Consider the following 26,803-nt stretch of genomic DNA (forward strand, 5'->3'; position numbering starts at 1 on the left):
GCGTGATTAAATACATTAATAATCAATCTGTTCACCACATAACAAAAACCTTTAAGGAGGAATATCTTGAAATGCTGAAAAAATTTGAGGTGGATTATGATGAACGTTTTGTTTTTAAACCGGTTGAGATTGATTATACCGTGCCTGACGGCACTTAATGATTACGTGAATGATGAATTTCTACCGATATAAAGCCCCTGACGGGGCTTGAACCTTGAACCCAATTGACAAATGAATATCTACCGATATAAAGCCCCTGACGGGGCTTGAACCTTGAACCCAATTGACAAATGAATATCTACCGATATAAAGCCCCTGACGGGTCTTGAACCTTGAAACCAATTAACAAATGAATATCTACCAATATTATGTCCCTGACGGGACTGAAGAGCAGAGGCGGAATCGTCCGAAGAAACTGCATAACCGGACCAGGATATTGTTATCCACATTATGGAATGGATATATATCCGTAATCCAAGGTTTTGAAGGCTGTGACACATTTTCCAGCACATTGCCGGCCTGTCCCGTCAGGGACAAAATATCGGTAGAAAACGAAATATTGATGAATTAAAAGTCCCGTCAGGGACGATATTAAAATAAATTTTATACACAAACATGGAAGACCAATGAAGCTGAAGAATTTTGAATCTGACGTGGAACCTGTCATCGTTGAACGAGGACTGGATTACTTTGCATCCGGCGCAGTAGAAGACCTCGCCGAAGACATGCCCGGCTCCTGGAGCGCTGTAGTCATCGGATCTGAAGAATATGATGTATCAGTCGAATTTGAAAATGACTATGTAATTTCATGGGAGTGCGATTGCCCTTACGAATATGGCTTGATGTGCAAGCATGTCGCCGCCACCCTCTTTGCCATCCGGGATGAAATAAAGGGAGGCATGACATCCGATAAAAATAAAAAAGTCAAACATGACACTAACAGTAAATCATCAAAAAAAACAAAAACATCCCCGGAAAGCATCATTGACCGGCTTTCCGAAATAGAGTTAAGGAACTTTGTCAAATCACAGTTAGCTGAAAATGAAGAGCTCCGTAATGCCTTCACTATTGCCTATTCTCACTATTTAGAAGGTGATCCCGTAGAAAAATACCGCAATATACTGAAGTCAATTGTCAATAAGGCTTCAGGACGACATGGCTTTATTGAGTATAAAAACACCTACAAGGTTTCCGATCCTATGTTTGATCTTATTTCAAGATCAAAGCAATTTCTTGCAACAAATAACCTGTACGATAGCCTGGCCATCACAAAGGTTATCATTGAAGAATTGCCGGAAATTCTCCAAATGATAGATGATTCTGATGGTTTTGGATACCAATTCATCCAGGATGCATTCGATATTCTCGATCAGATTTCCACTGAAGCGCCACCGCTGCTGAAAGATGAATTGTTCAATTACTTCATCGAAGAAATGCCAAAGGACAAATACCGGGAATTCGCGTGGGACACCCATTTCCTTGATTTAATCCCGCAAACCATCAGCACTATAGAACAGGAAAAACTGTTCTTTAACCTGATTGACCGGAATATTGAATTAGCAAAAAACAATGAATATGGCCAATACGGGATCATCAGGCTTTTGGAAGCGAAGATCCATTATCTGGAAAACAGCGGCCATGCGGAACAGGCTGCTGATATAATGTCAGAGAATATCGACATACCTGAATTCAGAATTAAACTGATTGATAAAGCCATGATGGAAATCGACCTCATTCAGGCCCGGCAGCTTTGCGAAAACGGAATCTGGCAATCCGAAACTCACCGGAAATATCAAAACTCCGGTTTGAGATTTAAAGAAATCATGCTTGATATTTCTGAAAAGGAAAATAATACTGCTGAGATAAGAAAATGGGCAGAAACGCTCTTTTTTGAAGAATCATTCAATATGGATTATTTCAGGAAGCTGAAAAAATCATGTTCACCTGCCGAATGGCCGGAAAAAGCAGAAGAAATCATCAACAAAATAAAGAAACCAGAAGCCACCGGAGATCATTATCATGCCCAGGCATTGGCAGATATCTTTGTTGAAGAAGATTACCCGGAAAGGCTGCTAACCCTGATGAAGATAAACGCCACGCATCTTTCTTTCATTGACAGGTATTCCAAACATCTTGAAAACATTTATCCATCTGAAATGATCGCTATTTATGAGAAAAACATAACAGACCTGGCTGATCAGACAGGGCGTTCGGTATATGAAAATGTGGCAAGATACCTGATCAAAGTCCGGAAAATTAAAGATGGCGAAACAACAGTTAAAAAGCTGGTGCAAAATTTCAGGCACCAATATAAGAACCGGCGCGCCATGATGGAAGTATTAAACAAACATTTCCCGTATGATGAATGACAAGACCGTTACCGGCACTCAATTTAATTACTTCCTCGTATGCCACCGCAAGCTATGGCTCTTTTCACGCGGCATCACTATGGAGCATGAATCCGATCTTGTGTTGGAAGGAAAGCTGGTCCATGAAGAATCATATCCCCGCCGGAATGAAAGCTTTGAGGAAATTGAAATTGACGGGATAAAAATCGACTTTTTCGATCCGAAAAATAATATCATTCATGAGATCAAGAAATCAAACCGTTTTGAGCAAGCACATGTCTGGCAATTAAAGTATTACATCAGTATTTTAAAGGATCACGGGCTGAATAATGTTACCGGGCTGCTCGAATATCCACGGTTACGGCGAACTGAACAGGTAATCCTGACCGAAGATGACAGAACAGAGATAAACGAATACTTAGCGGAAATCAAGAAAATATTGGCTAATGATAAGTGCCCGGACCGGAAAAAGATCACAGCATGTAAAAATTGCAGTTATTTTGATTTTTGCTGGAGTGGTGAAAGTGATGAACCCATAAGGAAACCCTCATGAAAAAGACCTATTATCTATTCAATCCGGGTCGTTTGAGCCGGAAAGACAATACCCTGAAATTCACCCCGGTGAATGAAGAGGGGGCTGAGCAGGAACCACGTTACCTGCCCGTTGAAGGGGTGTCAGACTTGTATGTTTTCGGCGAACTGACGGCAAACAGCGCGCTGTATAATTTCCTGGGCAAGAACGGGATTCCTGTCCACTTTTTTGATTATTACGAGAATTACTCCGGTTCTTTCATGCCCAAGGACCAGTTGCTTTCCGGCAAATTGCTGGTGAACCAGGTGCTTCATTATCATAGCCGCAAGAAAAGAACGGCATTGGCTTTGAAATTCGTGGAAGGCGCTGCCTTCAACATGGTAAAAACACTCCGGTATTACGATAATCGAGGAAAGGACACGGCATTTATCATCAGGGAGATTGAGCTTCTGGCGGAAAAAGTGCCGGAAATTATGAGAATCGATGAATTAATGGGACTGGAAGGCAATATCCGTATGAAATACTATGAGGCCTTCGATACCATAATTGATGGTTTCGAGATGGGCAAAAGAAGCAAGCGCCCTCCTGAAAATGAAGTCAACGCCCTGATATCATTCGGCAACATGATGTGTTATTCACAATGTCTCAGGGCCATTCATCAGACCCAACTGAACCCGACCATCAGTTTCCTGCATGAGCCCGGCGAAAGAAGGTATTCCCTGGCGCTCGACCTGGCGGAAATATTTAAGCCTGTTTTGGTTGACCGGTTGATTTTCAGGATGCTTAACAAGAAAGAGATTAAACAGGAGGATTTTGAATCATCGCTGAACAGGATTGTATTGAAGGACAAAGCAAGGAAGAAATTCGTGCAGGCTTTTGAAGAGCGGATGAATGAAACCATTGAGCACCGCAAATTAAAGCGGAAGGTGAGCTATCAGCATATGATGAAGCTGGAATGCTACAAACTCATCAAGCACCTGATGGGCATAGAAGAATATAAACCATTTAAAAGTTACTGGTAATGTATGTAATCCTGGTTTACGATATTGGTGAAAAACGGGTAGGCAAGATGTTGAAGTTGTGCCGTCAGTACCTGCATTGGATACAGAATTCAGTCTTTGAAGGTGAGATTTCGCCTGCAAAGTTGAAAGAACTGATTGCCAAGGCTAAACGAATCATGAAACTAGAGATCGACAGCCTGATCATTTTCAAATCCCGCCAGCAGGAATGGCTTGATAAGGAGATCATTGGCGTTGAAAGATCGGGTCTGGAGCAGATTATTTAGTTGTCGTTGTTGAGTTTACCCTGCGCATAAACCAGGAAAAAACAACATCAGGTTCTTTGACATACTGATTTTAAACGGATTCAACAGGTTGTCGAAACCCATACAAAAATACCTAATTGGCGATCGACAAAAATTTTCACCTGAAAAACAGGCTTCATGAAGATCATAAAGCCTGTTTTTCAGGATTTTTAATTATTTTTACAAACGGCTTTTAATCGAACCATAATGGAATTGAAACAGAAAATTATGGATGCGGCTCCGGATGATTATGAGCTTTTAATCGAACCATAATGGAATTGAAACTGATCAGATGGTTTTAGGAGTCCATTTCAAAGCGTTCTTTTAATCGAACCATAATGGAATTGAAACATTGGAGTAAAAGCTCAGCCCGGTATTCGCCGGGCTTTTAATCGAACCATAATGGAATTGAAACACTATTCCCTGCGCATCAAACATGTTCTTATACGTTCTTTTAATCGAACCATAATGGAATTGAAACAAAATACCGGCGTCTTTCAGCCTTTCTTCATAAGCCTTTTAATCGAACCATAATGGAATTGAAACAAGAGTGCCCGACTTCTGGAATTTATTGTCGCAAAGACTTTTAATCGAACCATAATGGAATTGAAACAGACCAACGAGATCCGGATGTCATACCTGATGGACTTTTAATCGAACCATAATGGAATTGAAACGGAGGATCCTACCTCGCTGAGCTTGCCGTCCATTCCCTTTTAATCGAACCATAATGGAATTGAAACCTCTTTTACTTTAAGCTGATTTATTAAAGCATAGGTCTTTTAATCGAACCATAATGGAATTGAAACTACTGAAAGTAGATCTTCAGGCAGTTGGCCATGAAGCTTTTAATCGAACCATAATGGAATTGAAACATGCTATCTTGATCTGGTTGGCTACTTCCACGAAGCTTTTAATCGAACCATAATGGAATTGAAACTTCTTTGGTGGCGTTGCGCACATTTCCCAAAAGGACCCTTTTAATCGAACCATAATGGAATTGAAACTATCCACGAATTTGCCATAGTAATTAAAGGCAAACTTTTAATCGAACCATAATGGAATTGAAACAACTATGACCAGGCAACGACCATTTACGCCGATAATCTTTTAATCGAACCATAATGGAATTGAAACCAAAGAATTCAAGACCTTCAACCAGTGGAAGGAACCTTTTAATCGAACCATAATGGAATTGAAACACGATATCAATGGCTACCTGCTTGAGCAACTCACCGCTTTTAATCGAACCATAATGGAATTGAAACGGGGAATCTCAATGAATGTTCAAACCCCGGTTTATCTTTTAATCGAACCATAATGGAATTGAAACATGAAGAGGTTAAATGTCCCTACGGCAAATCAGGCGATCTTTTAATCGAACCATAATGGAATTGAAACAAAATAGCTACAATAAAGCCTTTTACAAGGTCTTTCCTTTTAATCGAACCATAATGGAATTGAAACATTGCTATTACTGTTACAATACTATCCTTATGCAGTCTTTTAATCGAACCATAATGGAATTGAAACTTAACTTGAACTTCAGGTAAAGCATACAAATCTTTTCTTTTAATCGAACCATAATGGAATTGAAACTTAACTTGAACTTCAGGTAAAGCATACAAATCTTTTCTTTTAATCGAACCATAATGGAATTGAAACCAGAAAAAACAATGATAGGTTATTTCAGGTATTGGCTTTTAATCGAACCATAATGGAATTGAAACCAGAAAAAACAATGATAGGTTATTTCAGGTATTGGCTTTTAATCGAACCATAATGGAATTGAAACATCACATGGCCGAAATTGGATGATACAGGTTATACTTTTAATCGAACCATAATGGAATTGAAACCACGGGCCCACGGTGTTTTCAAGCCCGGCCTTGTGCTTTTAATCGAACCATAATGGAATTGAAACCACGGGCCCACGGTGTTTTCAAGCCCGGCCTTGTGCTTTTAATCGAACCATAATGGAATTGAAACATTTTAACTCAGGATGTAACTCCCGGAAATAAATTACCTTTTAATCGAACCATAATGGAATTGAAACATCTGCCCGGGATATCACGCCTCATTTGCTGAAGGCTTTTAATCGAACCATAATGGAATTGAAACGAACCAATCCGTAAGATGATCAACAGCGAAATGTTCTTTTAATCGAACCATAATGGAATTGAAACTGCTTGCACTGCTTGGCATTGACCTGGCCGCGATCTTTTAATCGAACCATAATGGAATTGAAACTTAAGTTCGAAGTTCATAAATGTCTGGTTCATTGCTTTTAATCGAACCATAATGGAATTGAAACGCTATTATAGCTCCGATATAAATGTATGTTGTTGTCCTTTTAATCGAACCATAATGGAATTGAAACATGCCTCTAAGGCATTGATCTCTTTTTTGTAAAGTCTTTTAATCGAACCATAATGGAATTGAAACTTTAAATAAAAAGTCGGATATCCTGCCGATTTATACTTTTAATCGAACCATAATGGAATTGAAACTTGATAATAAACCATTTTCCCAGACAACCACTTCAGCTTTTAATCGAACCATAATGGAATTGAAACCTCTCCAATCGCCATTACTAAAGCTACCACGCCGTCTTTTAATCGAACCATAGGTAGCCAGTGCGGGCACAACACCAGAATTAGGGCAAAGTTGTCATTGTTTATTCAATTTAACCTGACGGGTTTGGCGACGCCATCAGGTTTTTCATTCACCGCGACCTGTCAGCGTCCGACATAAGGAGGACCTGACAGGGTCGAAAACACACTTTGAACTTTGAACTGATTTATGGCGCCAGCCGTTCTATAACCCATTCCGCTCCTTTTCGTATGTACCGTATTCTGTCGTGGAGCCGGTTCGGACGGCCCTGCCAAAATTCAATCATTTCCGGAACAACTTGGTAACCGCCCCAATGAACAGGCCTTTTGTGCTCACCGGTATGATCTTTAAGGTATTCTTTCCTGAGGTTTTCGAGATGCCGGCGATCGGGAATTGATGTGCTCTGGGGCGAGATAATAGCGCTTACCTGGCTTTCGGCGGGACGTGAATGAAAATAGTCATCTGATTCTTTCCCGGAGGTTTTAATGACGAAACCTTCAATCCGCACCTGGCGTTCGAGTTCCTTCCAGTAAAATACCAGGGCGACCCGGTGGTTTTTAGCTATCTCTCGTCCTTTCCTGCCTTCGTAGTTCGTAAAAAAAACAAAGCTGTTTGAGTCAAAGCCTTTCAACAGCATCATGCGGGCTGATGGTTTTCCTTCAGGGGAAACAGTGGCCAGCGTCATGGCCGTAGGTTCATCAATTTCTGCTGAAAGCGCCTGCTCCATCCATATACCGAATTGTTGAACCGGATCGGGATGGACATGGAAAATATCCAGTTCATCCCGAAGGTACTCATTCCTGATTTCAGAGAGGTCGTTCTTTTGCATGGAGCAAAGATCGGGAAAAAAGTTGGCAGTTGGCAGTAGGCAGTAGGCAGTAATAATTACTGCTGTCAACTGCCTACTTACTCTTATCCGGCGGAACAGGAATCGGCGGAACACCTTTATAATCCTTTAATTGCTCCAGGATGACCTCAATGGCCTTATCAAGCTGGGCATCTATACCTTTGTATTCCTGGGCGGGATCGTTGTCGATCATGATATCGGGTTCTACCCCGATGCCTTCGATGATCCAGTCGCTGGTTTCGGAAGAATAGGAAGCAAATTCGGGCTTGCGCAGGTCCATGCCATCGATGAACGGCAATGATCCGCGGATGCCCACGACGCCGCCCCAGGTCCTCATACCGATCACTGTGCCCAATTCATGCTTCTTAAAAGCGTAAGGGAACAAGTCGCCATCAGAGGCAGAATACTGGTTGATCAGCATCACCATCGGGCCCAGCATCATCTGGCGGGGCGTATAGCCGGGGATTTCGACATTCCTGGCCATGTTCGACCGGGTGATCTCCCTGCGCAACCTTTCGATGATCATCGGGGAGACATTTCCGCCGCCATTGCCGCGGTCATCGATGATAAGAGCTTTTTTAGACAACTGGGGATAGAAGTACTTTACGAATTCATTTAAGCCACCGGTCCCCATGTCGGGAACGTGGATATAGCCGACTTCGCCATTGGTTTTGCTGTTGACATATTCAATATTGTGCTGGACCCAATTGTAATAATAAAGATCAGATTCATCTTCGATTGGCAGTACAATGACCTTTCGGCTCCCGACTGTCGAAGCTGTCCCATTGACAGTCAGTTCAACCGGTTTGTCAGCCTTTCCCAGGAGGGCGGCATAAAGGTCCGGCATTTTATCAGCCGGCTTTCCATCGACTGCCAGGATGAAATCGCCTTCCTTCATGTTAACGCCCACCTCTGTAAGCGGGGAACGCAACGATTTGCTCCAGTTCTGGCCTTTCAGGATCTTATCGATCTTAAAATAACCAGACACATCCTTGCTGATTTTAGCCCCTAATAATCCCGTTTTAATCCTTTCCGGTGCAGGTTTGTCGCCACCAGACACATAAGCGTGGCCGACATTCAGCTCGGCGATCATCTCCCCTATCAGGTAATTCAGGTCATTGCGGTTATTGACGTAAGGCAGCATCTGCCCGTATTTCACTTTCATCGCGGGCCAATCCAAACCGTGCATATTTTCGACATAAAAGAAGTCCCTCATCTGGCGCCATGCCTCATTAAATATTTGCTTCCATTCCATATCTTTATCAACATAAGCTTTCATGTTGGAGAGATCGACATACTTCGTAAGGTTGATCTTTCCGGAAGGCAAATCGATGACGGCATATTTATCGCCCTGGACCACCAACATCTTTTTACCATCTGCAGAAATGGCGTACATCATACCTATTCCCAGCTCTGTTTCCTCTTTCTTTTTCAGGTCGAAAAACTTCAACGTAATGCCATCTCCGCCTGAAAGCATTTCATTATAATAAACCTTGTCGTCCAGTGCCGTGAGATTAAAGTAATTGGACGGCCTCAGCGGCAGGCCCAGGATACGATCGCCAATGCCAAGCGTATCTATTTTGGTTATTTTACTTTCTACCGGTTTATCTTTATCTTCTGATCCGTCTTTTTTCTTTGCATCAGGTTTCGCCGGCTCATCCTTTTTAATTTCAACCTCATCATTTTTCGGAGAAAATGGATTCGGGGTATCAGCTGCAAGAATGGCTACATAGATCCTGTCCATGTTCTGATAAGCATGGTTCCATTCGGTCTCACTGTAAATCGGGTTAAAATCCCTGCCGGAAGTAAAGAACAGGTATTTCCCATCCATGCTGAAAACCGGGCTGTTTGAAGAATACCAGTCGTCTGTAATACCATATTTCTTCCCGGTTTCAGTATCAAAAAGCAAAATCTTGCTGAAATTACTTGGCAACTGGGTGACATAGGCAATCCAGCGGCTGTCGGGCGACCAGCTAAAATCGTCAAATTCCCAGATCTTCGACTGGTCAACCTGTTTAACCTCTCTGGTTTCTATATTAACATACAGAAGCCTGAGCTTTTTATCGCTCCAGAGGATTTTTTTATTATCCGGCGACCAGCGGATGGTGAATTTGTAAGTATCAGCATTGCTGGTAAGCTGCACCGCTTCCGCACTGCCATCCTGCGCCTGCATATAGATCTCATATTCCCCGTTTTTGTCTGATAAATAAGCAATATATTTTCCATCGAACGACCAGGCGGCTTCCCTATCATGAGCTCCGGAGCTTTCTGTAAGATTTCTCGTAATCCCCTCTTCAGCGGGAACCGAAAAGACCTCCCCTCTTGCAGAAAACACCACCCTTTTCCCGTCGGGTGAAAGATCAGCATTGCTGATTGATTTCGAAGCGTCTTTTAGTTCATTCCTGCCGCCATAGAAATCCTCTGCAATGGTGATATTCATCTTTGAAGTCTTTTCCGTCTGTAGGTCGAAAACATTCAGAAAGCCGCCGTTTTCGTATATGATCGCATTATTCCCCAGGGATGGGAATTTGATATCATAATCGGTATAGTTGGTGAGTTTACGGATCTGACGTGTTCCGGTATTGTAAACGAAAAGGTTCATGGTGCGGTCGCGATCCGACAGGAAATAGATATTATCCCCATGCCACATCGGGAAGATATCCTGCACATCATTTTCGGTAATATTTTCAACCTCTCCGGTAGTGAAATCATAGATCCGGATATCATCGGCCATGCCACCCCTGTAATATTTCCAGGTACGGAATTCCCTGCAAACCCTGTTGAATGCCAGTTTTGAGCCATCGGGAGACCAGGAGCAAAAACCACCGGTAGAAAGCGGCAGTTCGGCGGATAAGCCGCCATCCACGGAAACCTTATATAATTGCCCTACAAAATCATTAAACGTCTGTTTCCTTGACCGGTAAAAAATGCTTTTCCCGTCAGGGGTCCAGGTCATGACGATATTATTGGGGCCCATCCTGTCAGAGATGTCATCTCGTCCCAACGTGGCGGTATAGGTAAGCCTCACCGGCACGCCGCCTTCCGAAGGCATCACATAAACCTCCGTATTGCCATCATACTGGGCAGTGAATGCAATTTGCTTACCATCAGGAGAAAACCTGGCAAACATTTCAAAACCTTCATGGTTGGTCAGTTTTCTAGCCATCCCGCCGGCTCTTGCTACGGTATACAGGTCGCCCGCATAGGTAAAAACAACCTGGTTACCGTGAACAGCCGGGAATCTTAACAGTCGTGCTTCTTCCTGCGCCTGAATCAAAAATGGCAAAAAAATGAGTGATAATAAAAATAATTTGATCTTTTTCATGTATCAGATATTTAAAAATATTTTTACACTAAATCACTTTCACCACTTCAGGCTGACGGTTGAGGTAAAGCAAATAAGCGCCATCAACCTTATAATTCATCTCATTAAGCAGCCCGGCATACTTTAATACCTGATCGAGGTACTCAGCCCGGTGCTTTCCTGTTTTATAATCAATGATGGTAACACGTTCCCGTTGCATCAGAATACGGTCAGGCCGATATAAACGGCCATCAAGCGTCAGAATTTCCGGCTCGTTCCTGACTTCAAAAGCAGGGTCGAAAAAGCACGAGATTTCAGGATTTCTCAGGATCCCGGCCATCAAAACAGATAACTCATTCTGTTGTTCAGAAGTAATTAAACCGCTGATCAGCAGTTCCTGCAGAACTATCCCAACCTGGTCTGCACGGCTGGTCATTGACATGGCCAGGTGGACCAGGTTGCCCCATTCACGGTTTTTCCCGGGTTCATCCATATCCCAGGCCATGGGTGCATGACGGCGCAGCAGCATCTTTAAAGAGGCACCACAGACAGAGGGCTCTTCAGCAGAAACATCTTCTCTTGTTTCTTTTTCACCAGGTTCAGCCCGCTGCCACCTCTCGCCATATTGATAAAGATCACGGCCTGGCGACCAAGTGCCTTCTGATTGGAAAAATTGGCTGAGCAACTTAGGAACTGAAATGGCCCCGTCCGACTTCTCCGGAAAATCTTTTGTGAGGACATACAACCGCTCTTCAGGCCGCGTGAGGGCGACATACAGGACATTAACCATATCGACAATCGAACGGTCGATCTCATCATCGTACAATGCTTCATAAATAGTTTCTTTCATGGATTTCTGCGTCAGGAGGTATGCCGTTTTCAAAGGCCTGGCGAAGTCTTCATCCAGAGGAACCCAAAGATTCTTTCGGGTTGCCCGGACTTGTTCATCGGCATGGGGAAAAATGACTGCAGGAAACTGTAAACCCTTGGCTTTATGGATGGTCATGATCCTCACCGCATTGATACCTTCGGGGATGACCACGGAGGCTTTGAGGCTTTTTTCTTCCCACCATTCCAGGAATTCAGGCAAACCACCTCTGTGATCTTTGACAAACTCCAGTACAATATCCTGAAAGAATCGCATGTAACTGTCATTCAGTCTATTCAATTTAAAATGCAGGATAAGATACTGGGTCAGGCCAAATATTTCCAGGCTTTTCAGACGGTTAATATCGATAAAAGGAAAATGCCCGGTAATGATTTCAGAGAATCCTTCACTCAGCTGTTGGTCATCTTTACTGAAAAAATCTTCCAGCCGGACCCCGGTCATCAATCCTTTATCGATAATATATCGAAGGATGTGGGCCATTTGAATCCCATCTGTCCGGTCGACCAGATGTTTCATCCATGCGACCAGGAAATTGACCTGTTCCGATTGGGTAAGCAACAGTGATTCGGATGATATAACGGGAATCCCGTTGCGGATAAGGAAAGAGGCGATTTTAGCAGCTTTTTTGTTTTCGCGGCATAAGATAGCCATATCCTTCAACAGGAAGTTATCGGCTTCCAGTTCATGGATTATGGTAAGTATTTTATCATGGACGATATCTTCATAATTCCTTTCATCATCTTCACCTTTAACTATCCTTTCAACCCTGACCATCCCTGGTTTATCTTTTTTTGCTGCCTCCTGTGTGGCGTGTTTAAAAACTTCACCGTACCGTTCCGGAAGGAACGGGGCTATGCAGGCGAACAGGCGGTTATTAAAATCAACGATAACCGGGCTGGATCGGTGGTTCCTGCCGAGGTTTTCCTCTTTATAATGATTGATCAGGGCGCGCTCCCTGCTATCGAGCAACGGGTCAGGCTTATCTTTTAACAACCGGGGCAGAAGCCCGAACTGCTCAGCATCGCCTGAACGCCAGCGGTAAATAGCCTGCTTGGCATCGCCTACCACCAGGTTTATCCGTGAGGAAGCCAATGAGTTTTCAATCAACGGCAGCAAATTATGCCATTGCAGGATGGAAGTGTCCTGGAATTCATCGATCAGGTAATGATGGTATTTTTCACCAAGCCTTTCATAGATAAACGGGGCTGGCTGCTCTTTTACAACCTGTGCAATCCTCCGGTTGAACTCACTGATCAGCAGCTTATTATTCTCCTGGCAAAGAGCATTCAGCGTTTTCTCGATCTCACTGAGCAGGGCTGTGGAAAACAATTGGTTCAGCAACAGCCTGCAAAGAGAATAGCGCGGCAATTCATTTTCAGTCATTTCGAGCAAACTCTTTCCAAGTTTCAGCAATTCGGTTGCAATCCCATTAAAAGCCATTCTATCCCGGGCTGGTGCTTTTAAACTGACCCATTCACCGGATTCCAGTGACTTAAGGGCATAGCCGGTCGGTTTAATTTTGTCGAATTTTCCTTGAGCCAGGTTTTGCAGGTAAGCCAGGAGGCTCTTGCTTTTGCCTGTAAATGAATCCGCACCGATTTGCTCCCGGTTAATCAAGGCAACTGCCTCCACGGCAAGTTTTTTTATAATATTTTCCCAGGTCGATTTCCACTGAATCAGGTTGTTTCGGACTTTCATGAAAGTTTCGAGGTCATAGCCCCTGATCTCCCCGAGAGCGGAAATACTGGATTCGGAAAGCAGTGTGCTGCCAAACTCGTTCAGATCCTTTTCGATCTGCCAGCTCAGCTCATCACCGGCTTTTTTCTCCACAAAGTCAATCATCACGCGGGTAAGCTGCTCGTCGCTGCCGACCTGGCTGATCAGCAGGTCAACAGATTGTGAGAGCATTGTTTCCGCGTCCAGCTCGACTTCGAAGTTCATGGGGATTTTCAGGTCGTGTGCAAAGGTCCGGATAACTCTGTGGGTAAAGCTATCGATGGTACTGATAGCGAATTCGGCATAATGATGCATGATGAGGCGTAAAACAATGGAAGCCCTCAAGCTGATCTGCGGTTCAGTGAGGTTGAGCTGTTTCGCCAGCTGTGGCAAGAGATGCTTTATAGCATCTTCCTGCCGGTTGTTCGCCGGGTCAGTCAGGAAGATAAGGTTGCGGACCACCCGTTCCTTCATTTCATTGGCAGCCTTGTTTGTAAAGGTGATGGCAAGAACCTGCCGGAACTGGTCAGGGTTTTGCAGGACAATTTTCAGGTATTCCCTGACGAGGGTGAAAGTCTTTCCCGAACCGGCAGAAGATTTATAAACGACGAACTTTCCATTTTGCTCGGCCATATCAGGCATAAAAATACAGGGAAAGATTTAATTCAGCAAGATTCTTTTGACGTAAGGAACATTGTCAATGGTAAGACGGATCAGGTAAACCCCGGGCCTGAAACCATTTTCTTTCAGGTATAGAACCCGGTTATATAAACCCCTTTCCTGGCGGGTTTGGGCAAAACGTTTCATTTCAGTTCCATAAATGGAATAGACCGATAGTTTTACATCAGCATCTTCAAAAAGCTCATAGCTGACTGACAGGTAATCTTTGCTTGGGTTCGGGTAAACAGAGAAATCATACATGCGGTTTTTCACTTCCGGGACATTCAGGAAACCGGACCTTATAGAATCAATATAAGAGGCGGTGATAATAAACCCTTCTTCGGTCACTTGCAGGACAGGCTCCGGGAAGCCATTTGCCAGCCATTTGTATTCGATGATATTCCGGATCAGGGGCATTCCCATTCCCAGTGAGTCACTGTAAAGGCTGTCGTATTCTACAATTTCCGTTTTCACCCTCAGAGTCTGAAATTCGCCATAAGGCGTAGTGAGCGTGCCCCATCCATCCACAGTATTCTTCCTGAATTTTGAAATCATCAAATAACCCAGGTCTGGAACATCAATTGAGAGCAAGGAATGTGCTGAATCCACATCGCCATATTCAAGCGGAAAGCGGTAAATCGTATCGATTTGCTGAAACTGTATCGGTAACGGAACCCCTTCTAATGTTACGCCATAACCAACTTCACGCATATCTTCATCCGTAACTTTTATGAACAGGTATGAATCAGTTAACTCCACTGTCGGGATAGCTGTAAACTGAGCCATTTTTAAGGCTACGGTCGATTTGTAATCCGGATATATGAACTGGTTATTGAAAAAAATCTGGTAAATAGCGGGGGTTTCACTGACATTGACAAAAGTATCGACCTGTTGCGACACGACTGTTAATTCATCGAACAGCCACGTTTGGTCAGGTCCCCCTTGCTGGTAGTTGATACTGTCAAGGATAGCAGTATTACTTTTCCTGACTGTATCACCAGGGACAGGCATATCATCGCTGGTAATAACAATCTGGGCATTTATTTGAAAACCAAACAGAAATATTATGGTGAATAAAGTAATAGCCCGTATCATTCAATAATTTTTTTACAAAGATAGGATGAATTAAATTAGTTTTTGGCTTTTTTCTGTTTAGCTGAACCGGATCGTTTAAATAATTCCTCCATATTGTTAAATTCCTTACGGTAGAAAACTCCGACTCCCTGGGTATAAGGAGAATAGTCATTAAAAAGCGAAAGATCGTTCGAACGGTTGAAGGCTTTGACACGAAACCTTCCGTCTTGCGTCAGCTTGTATTCGACATTTATATCACCTACGATGGAACTGGTTTTCTGAGAACTGGCATTGCTCCCGGACACATCAATATTTCCATCGATAATGAGACGGTCATCTAAAAGTTGTGTTGACAAGGCCACTTCAAGCTGTTCGTTTGTCACCCGGTCCCCTGGCATATAATTTATCCCGATATTAAAATCCTTGCTGATCTGTGACAGCATATTGCTGAGCGTATTGGAGACGATAGCTGCGGGGTTGACCGGGTTTGAACCTCCCGAGCCCGTACTGCTGAAACTCCCTAAAACCAATAATGAAATAGCTTGCTGGTTCATCAATCCTTTATCATTTGTATCGAGCACAGAATAAACAGCCTGCCTCGTTTGCTCCTGCATATTCGGAAATGAGATGCCAAAACTCAGGTCGGGATTAAACAAATTTCCCGTCATCCGGATATCAGTGTTCACGATTACTTTTTGGCTTGCTGCATCCGGGTCGAGCATGGCAATGCCAAGGCCGCTGAGTGCGGTCCTCAGCCTGTAACGGGCAATAATGCTGACTTCAGCGTCATAGATATCACCGGTCCAGCTGATCTTGCTCCCCTCAAGGATTTCAAAACGCCGGCTCACCAATTGTTCCAAAGAAAAGACAAATAACCCTGATTGGATAATATAAGAACCATTCAGGGTAAGGTAACCATTTCGATTAACCCCCAACCTCAGTTTACCAGCGCCATTTGCACGGATATTCCCGATATTTCCGGGCAGGAATATCTCTATATCTGCATCACGTGTAACGTCCATTGTGATATCAAGGCTAACTCCGACAATCTGCACATTCTGATCATTCCTGACCTTACTGGTATCATTCTCGCTGGTAAAGACAATAAAATCGTTTTGTGAAACATCCACGGAATAATTAATCGGGATGGACACTTTTGAACCTTTATCCGTCTTAACATCGACAACAATGGAGAGGTCAGTGAATGGTCCGGAAAGTCTGACAGTGCCGGTAGCAAAGGCCCTCCCGTAAAACACCTCGTTCTGGTAACGGTTAAGATCCATGGCCATGAAGTGGTCCGGTTTGATGGTCAGATCAAGGCTCATGTCCCGGAAATAATTGTGCTTGATTCCGCCGGTCAACACAGCGGTATTGGAATTGGGATCATATACTGTCAACTCGTTGAACTTGATTTGGTTCTCATCAAAAACCACTTCATTTGAGAAGGAGTAAACCACATTCAGATAGTCCACTTGCATTTCAGCACGTTGGAGCTTCAGCCTGCCCAACAGCAATGGTTTAGCATTTGAACCATGAAGAGTCATCTTCCCGGTCGCAAAACCTGCCAAGTGAGAGCTGAAACTTCTCAAAAGCGGCTCAAGAACTGAAATATCGAGGTTTTGAGATACGATATCAAAGTCAAAATTCCGTTCTTTATCAAATGGATAGTAAAAACCATTCACACCCAGGATCTTGTATGGATTTTCCGTTGAGCCTTTGGAAAATATATTCAGATCCATGGCTAATGCCTGGTCAGATTCGAGCCAGCGAGTCCTGAATTCGGCATCCCCAAAGAAAACTTCATTAAAACTGAAATCAGAAATTTTTATTCCTGCAAAAATGTTGGTAATGCTTTCATTTCTGAAAATACCGAATCTGCCATTGATTATCCCGGACAATTCGAGCGAGATGCTTTCAAGAAATGGATTAAAGTTTGCCAGGGACCAATTTTTAAAATAAAGACTTAAAGTATCCGCAGCATGGTCAGTCAGCTTTCCATCGATGACGAAATTCTCATCGCCTTTGATAATATTAAGATTTCGTATACCGATACTGGATGAGTCAAGGGTGAATAAGTTTTCTTCTTTCACCTGCCAAAGATTACCGTTAAAATTAGCTTCACCATTGAAAATGCCTGCTTCCAGGCTCTTCATTGAAGCAAACCTGACAAATCCGTCCACCGCGCCTTTAATAGGAGACTCGGGTAATTTATTGTCCCATTTAATTGTATAATTAATGCTATCATTTCTTGAGGCGAGCAGGGCGGTGAAATTATCCAGGTCAAGACCGGTCCCATCTTCATTTTCCTGAAGAATAATCCGGCTTATTACAATATTAAAGTCAAATTCATCAGCCTTGGTTCGGCCCGTAAAACTCACTCCTTTAAACTTGATACCGCTGACCGAGATTTCATTAGTTGAACCGTCGACTTCCAGCGATTTTTTACCTGAATCAAATTGGCCTGTTATGACTGTGCCGGGTGAAATTCCAAGAAAAGGCAGGAATAGCCCTGTAATCGGGCTGATATCTTTCATACTGAAATCAAAGGTCACATGCTGGGGACTCTCCACATGAATTTCTTTATTTGCAAGATCATCTTTTGTACCGAGGACAAGGCTGGTTACCTGGGAGATCAAATCATTCAAAATGAATTCTCCTTCGACATCCCCATCGATATAATCAGACCTAAGCCTGATGCTATCAGGCTGGCCGGGATAACTTGTCCTGGTAAGGTCAAGGTGATGAAGCCAGTATTTCACATCATTTTCAATATACTGAAGGTTATCTATTGAAATTTTCCCATAGAATGATTCCGGGTCAATTCCTTTAAAGTCACCGCTGACATGTCCTTTCAGGTCCATATCTTCGCTCCTGTCCGACAGATTGAGCTGATAAAACCGGGCTTTTTCAACATCAAGTTTAAAATCGAATTCAGGAACATCTCCGTTGAAATCAACCAACCCGTTGAAACCCAGATTAAGTGAAGAATCGTTGATCATCAGCCGCCCATTGAAGGAAAGTGCAAGGATCTCGCCACCGATGATTATTTTTGCGTACTTGTAATTCCTGAATTCCAGATCTTGTATCCAGCCATTGACAGTCATTTTGAGATTATCGAACGTCGAACCATTTCCGCTAATCTCCAGTTCCAGGCTAACCGTGCCCAGGTCATCACTGCCTGAGAGTTTACCCAGTTCTATATCTGTCCCCTGGATATAACCATCAAGAATCATTTCCCCACCTGGATCTTTTGAAGATAAACTGCCATTTATCTTTAAACTTCCCGCCTCAGAATTCACTGCCAGATCTGCTTTAAAATCATTAAAATACCCTTCATATTTGCCGCTAATGGTTGTTAAGCCCAATTGATTGACAGGAGGAGGCAGCACAATATTGGGGTTTTCAAGCGGAAGACTGAATCCGGTAATATCTTCAGGTGTTGTTATTAGTTTTTTAATATCAAGCTTTATGTATGTGGAAGTGATATCGGGCAATCCTCTCATGCTGACATCACCGTTGAATTCCGTAAAATCACCATGGCTGATGATTAAATCCCGCGCTGCAAAATCGCTGATCGGTCCTTCGACCAGGCCGGCGATCATAACGGGATCATCCATTTTAAATAATTCCGGGGCAAAAAAGCCAATATCGCTTAAAGTGACCATTGAGCTTCTGATTACAGAATTAATGTACACACTATCAAGAAATTCGGATAAGCCGTTATAGCTTCCGTATAAGAATTCCAGGTCAAGGTCAAGATTGGATTTACCCATAGTTATCAGTGCATTTTTAACCCTTATTCCGGACGAACTTACGCGAGCATCACCGGAAAGATCAAGAAGTTCAATGCCCGATTGTTCCTTGCAGGAAATGTGGTCAACAGAAGCGGCAACAGAATCCCCGATTATTGCAATATCTTTAAGGTTTAAAAATATTTCGGAAAATAAAAGGTTGTTATATTCTATCCCTTTGGTTAAAGATTCCGGTTGATTGCTGCGATATCCGAATGAAAGATCATCGACAGCAAGCTCATTGCAAAAAAAACTCCAGGTTACCACTGTGTCGGAAGTAACTAAAGTATCAGACTGAAAACCCCGAAGGAAGTAAGCAAAGTTAACCACGCTGTCACCCGGATATTTTTCGAGGAATAAACCTGCGCTGTCAAGACTCACCCGTTCGAATTTAATAACATGTTGCTTTAAGGATAACCGGTTAATTTTCACTCTTAAATCATTAACCCTGATCATTTCCTGGCGACGATGATCATTTACCTGCAGTCCATGTATTTCTATAAATAAGAAATCGGATATCCTTAGTTTTTCAAGGTAAAACTCAGTATGGAATTGCTTTGATAAAAAACTGGCTGCAAGCCGGCCGGCCAGTTCCTGAAACGAAGGTGTCCGCAGGATGGAAACCAGTGTTAGAATTCCCGTGAGAAGGATCACGATGACTAAAACTGTGGATCTCAGTATTTTTTTGATAATTTTGCCCGTAAGAACAATATTTAATGAGCATCTATATCCTTGGCATTGAATCCTCCTGTGATGATACATCAGCCGCTGTCATCCGCGACAGGGAGATACTTTCCAACCTGATCGCGAACCAGGATGTTCACCGGGCTTTTGGCGGGGTGGTCCCTGAATTAGCATCGAGGGCCCACCAGCAGAACATCATCCCGGTGGTTGAACAAGCCTTGAATATAGCAAAAGTAAACAAAAATCAATTGCACGCCATTGCATTCACCCGTGGCCCGGGATTACTCGGCTCATTGCTTGTGGGAACCTTATTTGCCAAATCCTTCGCTCTATCGCTGGGGATACCGGTTATCGAGGTCGACCACATGGAAGCGCACATCCTGGCCCATTTTATAGAAGAGCCGGGAAACCCCCGTGAAGCCCCCGGATTTCCTTTCCTTTGCCTGACTGTTTCGGGAGGCCATTCCCAGATCGTGCTGGTCAGGGATTATTTTGACTTCACCATTGTTGGAAAAACGATCGATGATGCAGCCGGAGAAGCATTCGATAAAGCGGCCAAGATCCTTGGGCTTCCATACCCCGGCGGGCCATTGATAGATAAACTGGCCCTGGAAGGCAATGAAAATGCATTTCCTTTCCCCGAACCGGTAATACCTGGATTGGATTACAGCTTCAGCGGTTTAAAGACCTCATTTCTGTATTTTATCAGGGACCGGCTGAGGGAGGACCCTCAATTCATTGAAAAGAACAAGACAGATCTGGCTGCATCGATTCAGAAAGTGATCGTTGATATCCTGATGAAAAAGCTGGTCAAATCATCCATTGAATATCACGTCAATGATATTGCCATAGCAGGTGGAGTTTCGGCCAACTCAATGCTTCGCCGAACTTTACAGCAAAAAGCACTGGAACTGGGCTGGCGCGTTTTTATTCCCAAATTTGAATTTTGCACAGATAATGCCGCCATGGTTGCGATGACAGGATATTTCAAGTACCTTAGACAAGAATTTGCGAGCCAGAGATTGTCGGCGTATGCACGGGGCGGAGAGCGAAGAGTTTAAAACATGGAGGCAGGGAAGCGGGGAAGTGGGGAATTTTGAAATTTGAAATTTGAAATTTGGAATTACAAATGAAAGCTATCATTCTACCCGAATACAATGCCAACGTCATCCGGGCGATGAAAAGCCTGCAGGTGAGCGATTTGGACATTCCAAAGCCGAAAGGGAGCCAGGTATTGATAAAAGTAGCGGCTGCTCCCTGCAATCCGTCCGATATTGCCTTCATGAGAGGGGGATACAATATCCAAAAACCCGTTCCGGCAGTAATGGGGTTTGAATGTACCGGAACCATTGTGGAAACCGGGGAGGATCCATTTGCCCGTCAAATGAAAAGTAAAAGGGTCAGTTGCTTTTCCCAGGGCACAGAAAACGGCACATGGGCAGAATATTTTCTGACTGATTATAAAAACTGCCTGCCTGTCAGAGATGAACTCGATGATGAGCAGGCGGCAGCGTTTTGCATCAACCCTTTTACAGCCTTTGCCTTATTCAACATGGCCATTGAAAAAAAGGCCGGGGCAATCATCCAGAACGGCGCTTCCGGCCAGGTCGGCATTTTTATAAGAACCCTCGCTAAAAAGAGACAAATACCCGTTATTAACCTGGTCAGAAAAGAAGAACATATAAAAGAACTCAGCGAAGCCGGGGAAAAGTATGTGCTTAACCTGAGCGATCCGCAATGCGAGGCCAGCTTGCAAAAGCTTGCACTTAAAAATCACGCGACTATTGCCTTTGATGCAGTAGCTGGTGATACTTCCGGAATGATCCTCGGTGCCATGCCCCCGGGATCGGAACTTATCGTTTACGGCGGGCTGTCAGGAAAACCTGTGGGCATGATCAATCCGCTCGACATCATCTTTAAAGGGAAGACCATCAGTGGTTTTAACCTGGGTGACTGGAAAACTGAGGTTGGAGAAGATCATTTCCAGAAAGTATCGGAAGAATTGCAGGATCTGATGATCTGGGGGATACTGGCTACCCGCATCCAGGGGGTGTTTTCACTGGAAGAAGTCCAACAGGCCATGGAACAATATATTCGCAATATGTCGTCAGGAAAGATCCTCTTCCAGCCCTGAAAAGATCAATACCCTTCCAGTTCAATGATCCTTTCTTCATCCCCGACCGGATAAATTATATTTCGCAGGGGATCATAGTGATAATAATATCTATCATAAGGATAATCTTCAGGAATGTTTTCCCAGATATAGTCATTCATCAGGTAATCAAACAAATACTCAGCAGATTTTTTTCCGAACCGGCGGGCAAATTCATATACCTGCGGCATAGTAATCGTATCGATCGTATAATCAAAGCTCATCTTGCCGGATAATAGACTTTGCTTTAATGTCCCGCCCATTGCATCAAGCAGGTAATCTGACACAAACAATACTTTGTTCTTTTTTTCGGTATTCATCCGGCCCAATTCTAACCATACATTAAAATTGATCGCATTCAGGTCGATCCCGTCGATCACGATGATCTCATCATAGACTTCTTCTTCGCTGCTGTATGGATGAATATATTCTTCAAGGGAAAACTGAGCAATATTAATGATATAGGGGGTTCCCCCGTTTTCCATCAGGGTATCGATGGAATTTCCAGGTATAACCCTGCTGTTGTAACTTTCCAGCGTTTTTCCAAAACCGGCGGTGAATTGCTCAATTAAAAGTGAATCTGTTACAGCTCTCAAAAAAAGGCTGTTTTCTAAAAGCATACTTTCTTTCCGGAACCCTTCCATGGTGTCGAGCCCGGGTATCTCAAATTCTTTAAGATTGTATTTATAGATGATGGATGGGCGGAGAAGGAGAAATTCACGAGGTTTGTCAGCTTCAACAAAAGACCTTGCAAGTTTTTGCTCCAGGCTACAACCAGTAAACAGGAAAAGGATCAGCGCAAACCGGTATAAAGACCGCATCAATATTAGTAATCGCATATTTATTTTTCTAATGGTTCAGCCAGGAGCGCTTCACCAAAAGCTTTCCCGTAAGCGACGGCTTGCTGCTGCTCTTCGAGGTCCGGTGTGAATTTCACAAAAACGCCTTCCCCAAAATACTTAAGCTTAAGATTATCCAGGTTTGATTTGATTAGATTCCTGCTCTCACCGGACCATCCGTACGACCCAAAACCACCGGCTAATTTGCCTTTATCCCTTAACGGATTGATTACTGAAAAAAGCTTGTAAACAGGTAAAAGGATATTCTGGTTTATGGTTGTGCTGCCCACAATAAGGGCGGCGCTTTCGGCAACCTTTTGATCCAGTTCGCCAATCGTCGATTTCTCCATATCAAAGACTTCAGCCTCGATATCACCTGCCATCCTGATCCCCTCTGCTATTTTCTCTGCAAGCAGGCCTGTCTTATGATAAGCCGAAACAAAGGGAATAAATACTTTGTGCCTGATTGGCAGTTCTAAATGTTCATTGGCATATTTTTCCGATAAAGTGACATATTTAAACCAATCAGTCCGTAAGACAGGACCATGGCCGGTTGCTATAGTCTTAATATCCAACGTTTTAATTCTATCAATAGCTTTTAGCATGAATTTACTGAATGGCTTTAATATGACATCAAAATAGTATTTGAAATCTTCGTCAAAATCCCCGACCAGGTCATCGAATATGGCTTCATGGCAATAATGTGCCCCGAAAGAATCGCAGGTAAAGAGAACTTTCTCCTCCGGCAGGTACGTGTACATGGTATCGGGCCAATGGAGGTTCGGGGCGCTGATAAACTGCAGGATCTTGTCACCCAGGTCGAGCATATATCCGTCTTTCACAATGATATACGGAAAGTCAGTATAAATCATATCCTTCAAATACCTGATCGCATTGTTTGTCCCAACCACTTTTGCATTAGGCGCGGCTTTAAGCAGATGAACCAGGCACCCGGAATGGTCAGGTTCAGTATGGTTCAAAATGATGTACTCGATTTCGGATGGGTCTGTGACCTTTTTCAACTTTTCAAGGTAAACATCCCAAAAACCTTCCTTAACGGTTTCAATGACAGTTTTTTTCTGTGCATTGATGAAATAGGAATTATATGTAGTCCCATGCCTGGTTTCCATCACCACATCGAAGGTTACGAGGTCGTGGTCCAGGACACCGATCCATTGAACTGAAGGACTGACGGTCAATATTTTATCGTCTTTCACTGGTAAATAATTATTGGTTATTGGTTAATGGTTAGTGGATAATTTTTAATTTTTAATTAATCAAATTCCAGCCTGATCTGTTTACCTGGTTCGTCCGGTTCCTCGGGCTCAGGTTGTTCATCTCTTGGAATTTCATCACCTGGGATTTCTAAAGATGGAATTTCTTCGGATGTGATTTCTTCTGATAAAATATCAGTTTCCGGGATATCCTCATCCACTTCCCCGGCAGGCAATTCCATTTCATCAAGAAGTTCTTCAGCAACCGGTACTTCTTCTTCCTGCTCATAGGGCAAAGGTTCCAGCCATTTGATCCTATCAATGGCATGAGCGGAAAGCCTTCTGCCTTTTGCACGGTAACTCTTCACACCGATAAATTCCGCCACATTCACTTTTTCGTCATCCCGCTTTTTACCATTTTTCTCCTCGAATGAAAGTCCAAGCTGAGGCAGCCAGTCGAGACTAACCTCCACAAGCCGGGAATCCTTATGATCATTAAGAAAATTGACTGCTTTATCGGATAAATCGATATTGAATCTTTTCAGATAATAGTTACTCGTATTACCATCAAAATAGACCACGGAAACGACAATTTTCGGATCATATTTCAGGATGAAAAACATATCTTCATCAAAATGGGTGGAAAGATCGTAGTTGTAAAGCTTATAGACACCCGACTTATGAATGGTCATTATTTTATCATCGCCTTCAAATGCGCCGAGATAAGATCCTCTTTCATCAGCGCTGAGACGCTTGACGGATTCATCAAACCAGATGCCACGGGCGCCAAGGGTTGATACACCATGCTCTTTCTTAACAATCTGGCGGACCGGGTTTTTGGTCAGGATGTTACCCAGCGAACTCCTCCCTTTAATGGTAATCCGGCTGAAGTCGAACTCGAAAGTGGTCTTTTTCATCCTGGGTTTTGGACGCAGGAAAACCTTGAGCATCTCAGCTTCCCCGTTTGGATTGGCAGAAAAATAGATCACCTTCGATCCCGGGGACCCCTTGGTAAGATCGTATTCCTTATCCCGCGTAACGCCAACTACAGCAAATCTTTTCACATAGCAGGCACCCTTTTTCCCATCGCGGTAAATCATATTGTATATCGTCCGCTCATCATTCTTTTTATAAACATTGATGTAGACGATATCTTTACCGGCAAAAAATTTGCTTTCCACCTTTCTGACCAGGAAAGAGCCATCTTCCCTGAACAGGATGATATCATCGATATCGGAACAATCGCAGATATATTCATCTTTTTTTAGTGAAGTCCCGGCAAATCCTTCCTCCCGGTTGATATAGAAACGTTGGCTGGCGGCGGCCACCGAAGCGGCTTCGATCGTATCGAAGCTCCTGATCTCTGTTTTTCTCTCTTTGCCTTTTCCGTACTTCTTTTTGATCTGCTCGAAATAAAGAATGGCATAATCGACCAGGTGTTCCAGGTGGTTCTGAACTTCTGCGATCTCGTTCTCAATAGCAAGGATCTGCTCATCAGCTTTTTGCGAGTCAAACCTGGAAATCCTTTTAATTTTTATTTCGGTCAGCCGGATGATATCATCAAGGGTGATGTCCCGGAGAAGCTTCTTCCTGTGTGGCGCTAATCCTTTCTCAATAGCATCAATCACCTCTTCCCAGGTCTCACTGGTCTCTATTTTACGGTAGATCTTAAATTCGATGAATATCTTTTCGAGGTTTGAATAGTGCCATTGGTCCTTTGATTCGGTCATCCTGATTTCAAGTTCCCGGCGGATCAGGTCGAGCGCATGCTGCGTTGAGATGCGCAGGATCTCTTTCACATCGAGAAATTGCGGTTTGCCATCTTTGATCACACAGGCATTTGGTGAAACTGGCACTTCACATTGGGTGAAAGCATAAAGAGCATCGAGGGTCTGGTCGGGCGAGGTGCCCGGCACCAGGTGAACCATGATTTCCGCTTCAGCGGCCGTGTTATCATCGATCTTCCTGATCTTGATCTTTTTCTTATCGTTAGCCAGGACGATTGAATCGATGAGGTTAGAAGTCGTAACCCCGAACGGGATCTCATGGATGACCAGGGTTTTGTTATCCAGTTTCCTGATCCTTGCCCTGATCCTGACCTTTCCTCCCCTGACTCCATCATTATATTTAGAAACATCAATTAGCCCGCCGGTTTGAAAATCAGGATAGATCTCAAAGTCATTTCCGCATAGAATGTCTACGCAAGCATCGATCAGTTCGAGAAAATTGTGAGGAAGTATCTTGGAAGCAAGGCCGACGGCGATCCCTTCCACTCCCTGGGCAAGTAAAAGCGGGAATTTTACCGGAAGCGTGACAGGCTCCTTGTTTCGGCCGTCGTAAGATAATTTCCAGGGTGTGGTTTTTGGGTTAAAGACAACCTCAAGGGCGAATTTCGACAACCGCGCCTCGATGTAGCGGGGCGCTGCAGAACTGTCACCGGTAAGGATATTACCCCAGTTTCCCTGCGTTTCGATAAGAAGATCTTTTTGTCCGAGCTGCACCAAAGCATCCCCGATCGAAGCATCACCATGAGGGTGGTACTGCATCGTATGCCCTATGATGTTGGCGACTTTATTGAAACGCCCATCATCCAGCTGTTTCATGGAGTGAAGAATCCTGCGCTGAACAGGCTTTAGGCCATCAATTACTTCAGGGACGGCACGTTCAAGGATAACATAGGACGCATAATCAAGGAACCAGTTCTCATATAAACCGGAAACTTTGATAATACGGTGCGTATCAGGTGACACAGTCATATCCTCGCCGGAATCCCCCGATTGAGGATGGATTTCCTCTGATTCATCCCTGATTTCATCCCAGTTATCTTCCATCAGATC

Annotated in this window: 15 protein-coding genes and 1 CRISPR repeat array; of the genes, 7 read left to right on the forward strand and 8 right to left on the reverse strand. The window is 43.6% G+C overall.

What is annotated here, in order from left to right:
* The first annotated feature begins 349 nt into the window (after nt 1–349).
* From M0Q51_10750 to cas2, 5 genes are read left to right on the forward strand one after another with little or no spacing between them, the layout of a single operon-like run.
* Nucleotides 350–571 carry a hypothetical protein gene (locus tag M0Q51_10750; GenBank protein MCK9400455.1) on the forward strand — a complete coding sequence of 74 codons (222 nt, stop codon included), beginning with the start codon at nt 350–352 and terminating at the stop codon, nt 569–571.
* Nucleotides 572–626: 55 nt separating this feature from the next.
* A complete protein-coding gene (locus M0Q51_10755) occupies nt 627–2,369 on the forward strand; it encodes a hypothetical protein (GenBank protein ID MCK9400456.1) in 1,743 nt (580 codons plus the stop codon).
* Nucleotides 2,362–2,901: a CRISPR-associated protein Cas4 gene (gene cas4 / locus M0Q51_10760; GenBank protein MCK9400457.1), complete on the forward strand. Its 540-nt coding sequence runs from the start codon at nt 2,362–2,364 to the stop codon at nt 2,899–2,901. Before M0Q51_10755 ends, cas4 begins: the two co-directional genes overlap by 8 nt.
* Complete coding sequence (cas1b, locus tag M0Q51_10765; protein MCK9400458.1) at nt 2,898–3,902, forward strand: type I-B CRISPR-associated endonuclease Cas1b; 1,005 nt, start codon at nt 2,898–2,900, stop codon at nt 3,900–3,902. Before cas4 ends, cas1b begins: the two co-directional genes overlap by 4 nt.
* A complete protein-coding gene (gene cas2 / locus M0Q51_10770; protein ID MCK9400459.1) occupies nt 3,902–4,165 on the forward strand; it encodes a CRISPR-associated endonuclease Cas2 in 264 nt (87 codons plus the stop codon). Before cas1b ends, cas2 begins: the two co-directional genes overlap by 1 nt.
* 208 nt (nt 4,166–4,373) lie before the next feature.
* Nucleotides 4,374–6,824: direct repeats of the CRISPR family, unit length 30 nt; unit sequence CTTTTAATCGAACCATAATGGAATTGAAAC.
* A gap of 159 nt (nt 6,825–6,983) precedes the next feature.
* Here cas2 and pdxH read toward each other — a convergent pair.
* From pdxH to M0Q51_10795, 5 genes are all read right to left on the reverse strand, one after another.
* A complete protein-coding gene (pdxH, locus tag M0Q51_10775; protein ID MCK9400460.1) occupies nt 6,984–7,625 on the reverse strand; it encodes a pyridoxamine 5'-phosphate oxidase in 642 nt (213 codons plus the stop codon).
* Nucleotides 7,626–7,698: 73 nt separating this feature from the next.
* On the reverse strand, nt 7,699–10,968 hold the full coding sequence (locus M0Q51_10780) for a PDZ domain-containing protein (GenBank protein MCK9400461.1): 3,270 nt from the start codon (nt 10,966–10,968) through the stop codon (nt 7,699–7,701).
* A gap of 28 nt (nt 10,969–10,996) precedes the next feature.
* A complete protein-coding gene (locus tag M0Q51_10785) occupies nt 10,997–14,194 on the reverse strand; it encodes a UvrD-helicase domain-containing protein (GenBank protein MCK9400462.1) in 3,198 nt (1,065 codons plus the stop codon).
* A gap of 18 nt (nt 14,195–14,212) precedes the next feature.
* Nucleotides 14,213–15,307 carry a T9SS type A sorting domain-containing protein gene (locus M0Q51_10790; protein MCK9400463.1) on the reverse strand — a complete coding sequence of 365 codons (1,095 nt, stop codon included), beginning with the start codon at nt 15,305–15,307 and terminating at the stop codon, nt 14,213–14,215.
* A 35-nt stretch (nt 15,308–15,342) separates the two neighbouring features.
* Nucleotides 15,343–19,731, reverse strand: a complete 4,389-nt coding sequence (locus M0Q51_10795) for a translocation/assembly module TamB (protein MCK9400464.1) — start codon at nt 19,729–19,731, stop codon at nt 15,343–15,345.
* 62 nt (nt 19,732–19,793) lie between these two features.
* Between M0Q51_10795 and tsaD the strand changes: the two genes are divergently transcribed.
* Nucleotides 19,794–20,822: a tRNA (adenosine(37)-N6)-threonylcarbamoyltransferase complex transferase subunit TsaD gene (tsaD, locus tag M0Q51_10800; protein MCK9400465.1), complete on the forward strand. Its 1,029-nt coding sequence runs from the start codon at nt 19,794–19,796 to the stop codon at nt 20,820–20,822.
* A gap of 68 nt (nt 20,823–20,890) precedes the next feature.
* Nucleotides 20,891–21,895 (forward strand): zinc-binding dehydrogenase, encoded by a 1,005-nt coding sequence (locus M0Q51_10805; protein MCK9400466.1) that lies wholly within the window; start codon nt 20,891–20,893, stop codon nt 21,893–21,895.
* A 5-nt stretch (nt 21,896–21,900) separates the two neighbouring features.
* On the opposite strand, the gene M0Q51_10810 is transcribed toward M0Q51_10805, so the two are convergent.
* Genes M0Q51_10810 through M0Q51_10820 form a run of 3 tightly spaced genes read right to left on the reverse strand, consistent with a single transcriptional unit; the run spans nt 21,901 to nt 26,797 of the window.
* Nucleotides 21,901–22,752, reverse strand: a complete 852-nt coding sequence (locus M0Q51_10810) for a hypothetical protein (protein ID MCK9400467.1) — start codon at nt 22,750–22,752, stop codon at nt 21,901–21,903.
* Nucleotides 22,753–22,754: 2 nt separating this feature from the next.
* Nucleotides 22,755–23,969: an FprA family A-type flavoprotein gene (locus tag M0Q51_10815; GenBank protein MCK9400468.1), complete on the reverse strand. Its 1,215-nt coding sequence runs from the start codon at nt 23,967–23,969 to the stop codon at nt 22,755–22,757.
* 56 nt (nt 23,970–24,025) lie between these two features.
* Entirely contained in the window at nt 24,026–26,797 is a 2,772-nt protein-coding gene (locus tag M0Q51_10820; protein MCK9400469.1) for a DNA gyrase/topoisomerase IV subunit A, read from the reverse strand.
* Nucleotides 26,798–26,803 lie beyond the last annotated feature (6 nt).

The sequence above is a fragment of the Bacteroidales bacterium genome, assembly GCA_023229505.1.
In the GTDB taxonomy this organism is placed as follows: Bacteria; Bacteroidota; Bacteroidia; order Bacteroidales; family JAGOPY01; genus JAGOPY01.

What these genes read in the sequence shown, in the direction of transcription:
- M0Q51_10750 (MCK9400455.1), top strand. Translation starts at nt 350, where the DNA reads ATGAATATCTACCAATATTATGTCCCTGACGGGACTGAAGAGCAGAGG.
- M0Q51_10755 (MCK9400456.1), top strand. Translation starts at nt 627, where the DNA reads ATGAAGCTGAAGAATTTTGAATCTGACGTGGAACCTGTCATCGTTGAA.
- cas4 (MCK9400457.1), top strand. Translation starts at nt 2,362, where the DNA reads ATGAATGACAAGACCGTTACCGGCACTCAATTTAATTACTTCCTCGTA.
- cas1b (MCK9400458.1), top strand. Translation starts at nt 2,898, where the DNA reads ATGAAAAAGACCTATTATCTATTCAATCCGGGTCGTTTGAGCCGGAAA.
- cas2 (MCK9400459.1), top strand. Translation starts at nt 3,902, where the DNA reads ATGTATGTAATCCTGGTTTACGATATTGGTGAAAAACGGGTAGGCAAG.
- pdxH (MCK9400460.1), bottom strand. Translation starts at nt 7,625, where the DNA reads ATGCAAAAGAACGACCTCTCTGAAATCAGGAATGAGTACCTTCGGGAT.
- M0Q51_10780 (MCK9400461.1), bottom strand. Translation starts at nt 10,968, where the DNA reads ATGAAAAAGATCAAATTATTTTTATTATCACTCATTTTTTTGCCATTT.
- M0Q51_10785 (MCK9400462.1), bottom strand. Translation starts at nt 14,194, where the DNA reads ATGCCTGATATGGCCGAGCAAAATGGAAAGTTCGTCGTTTATAAATCT.
- M0Q51_10790 (MCK9400463.1), bottom strand. Translation starts at nt 15,307, where the DNA reads ATGATACGGGCTATTACTTTATTCACCATAATATTTCTGTTTGGTTTT.
- tsaD (MCK9400465.1), top strand. Translation starts at nt 19,794, where the DNA reads ATGAGCATCTATATCCTTGGCATTGAATCCTCCTGTGATGATACATCA.
- M0Q51_10805 (MCK9400466.1), top strand. Translation starts at nt 20,891, where the DNA reads ATGAAAGCTATCATTCTACCCGAATACAATGCCAACGTCATCCGGGCG.
- M0Q51_10810 (MCK9400467.1), bottom strand. Translation starts at nt 22,752, where the DNA reads ATGCGATTACTAATATTGATGCGGTCTTTATACCGGTTTGCGCTGATC.
- M0Q51_10820 (MCK9400469.1), bottom strand. Translation starts at nt 26,797, where the DNA reads ATGGAAGATAACTGGGATGAAATCAGGGATGAATCAGAGGAAATCCAT.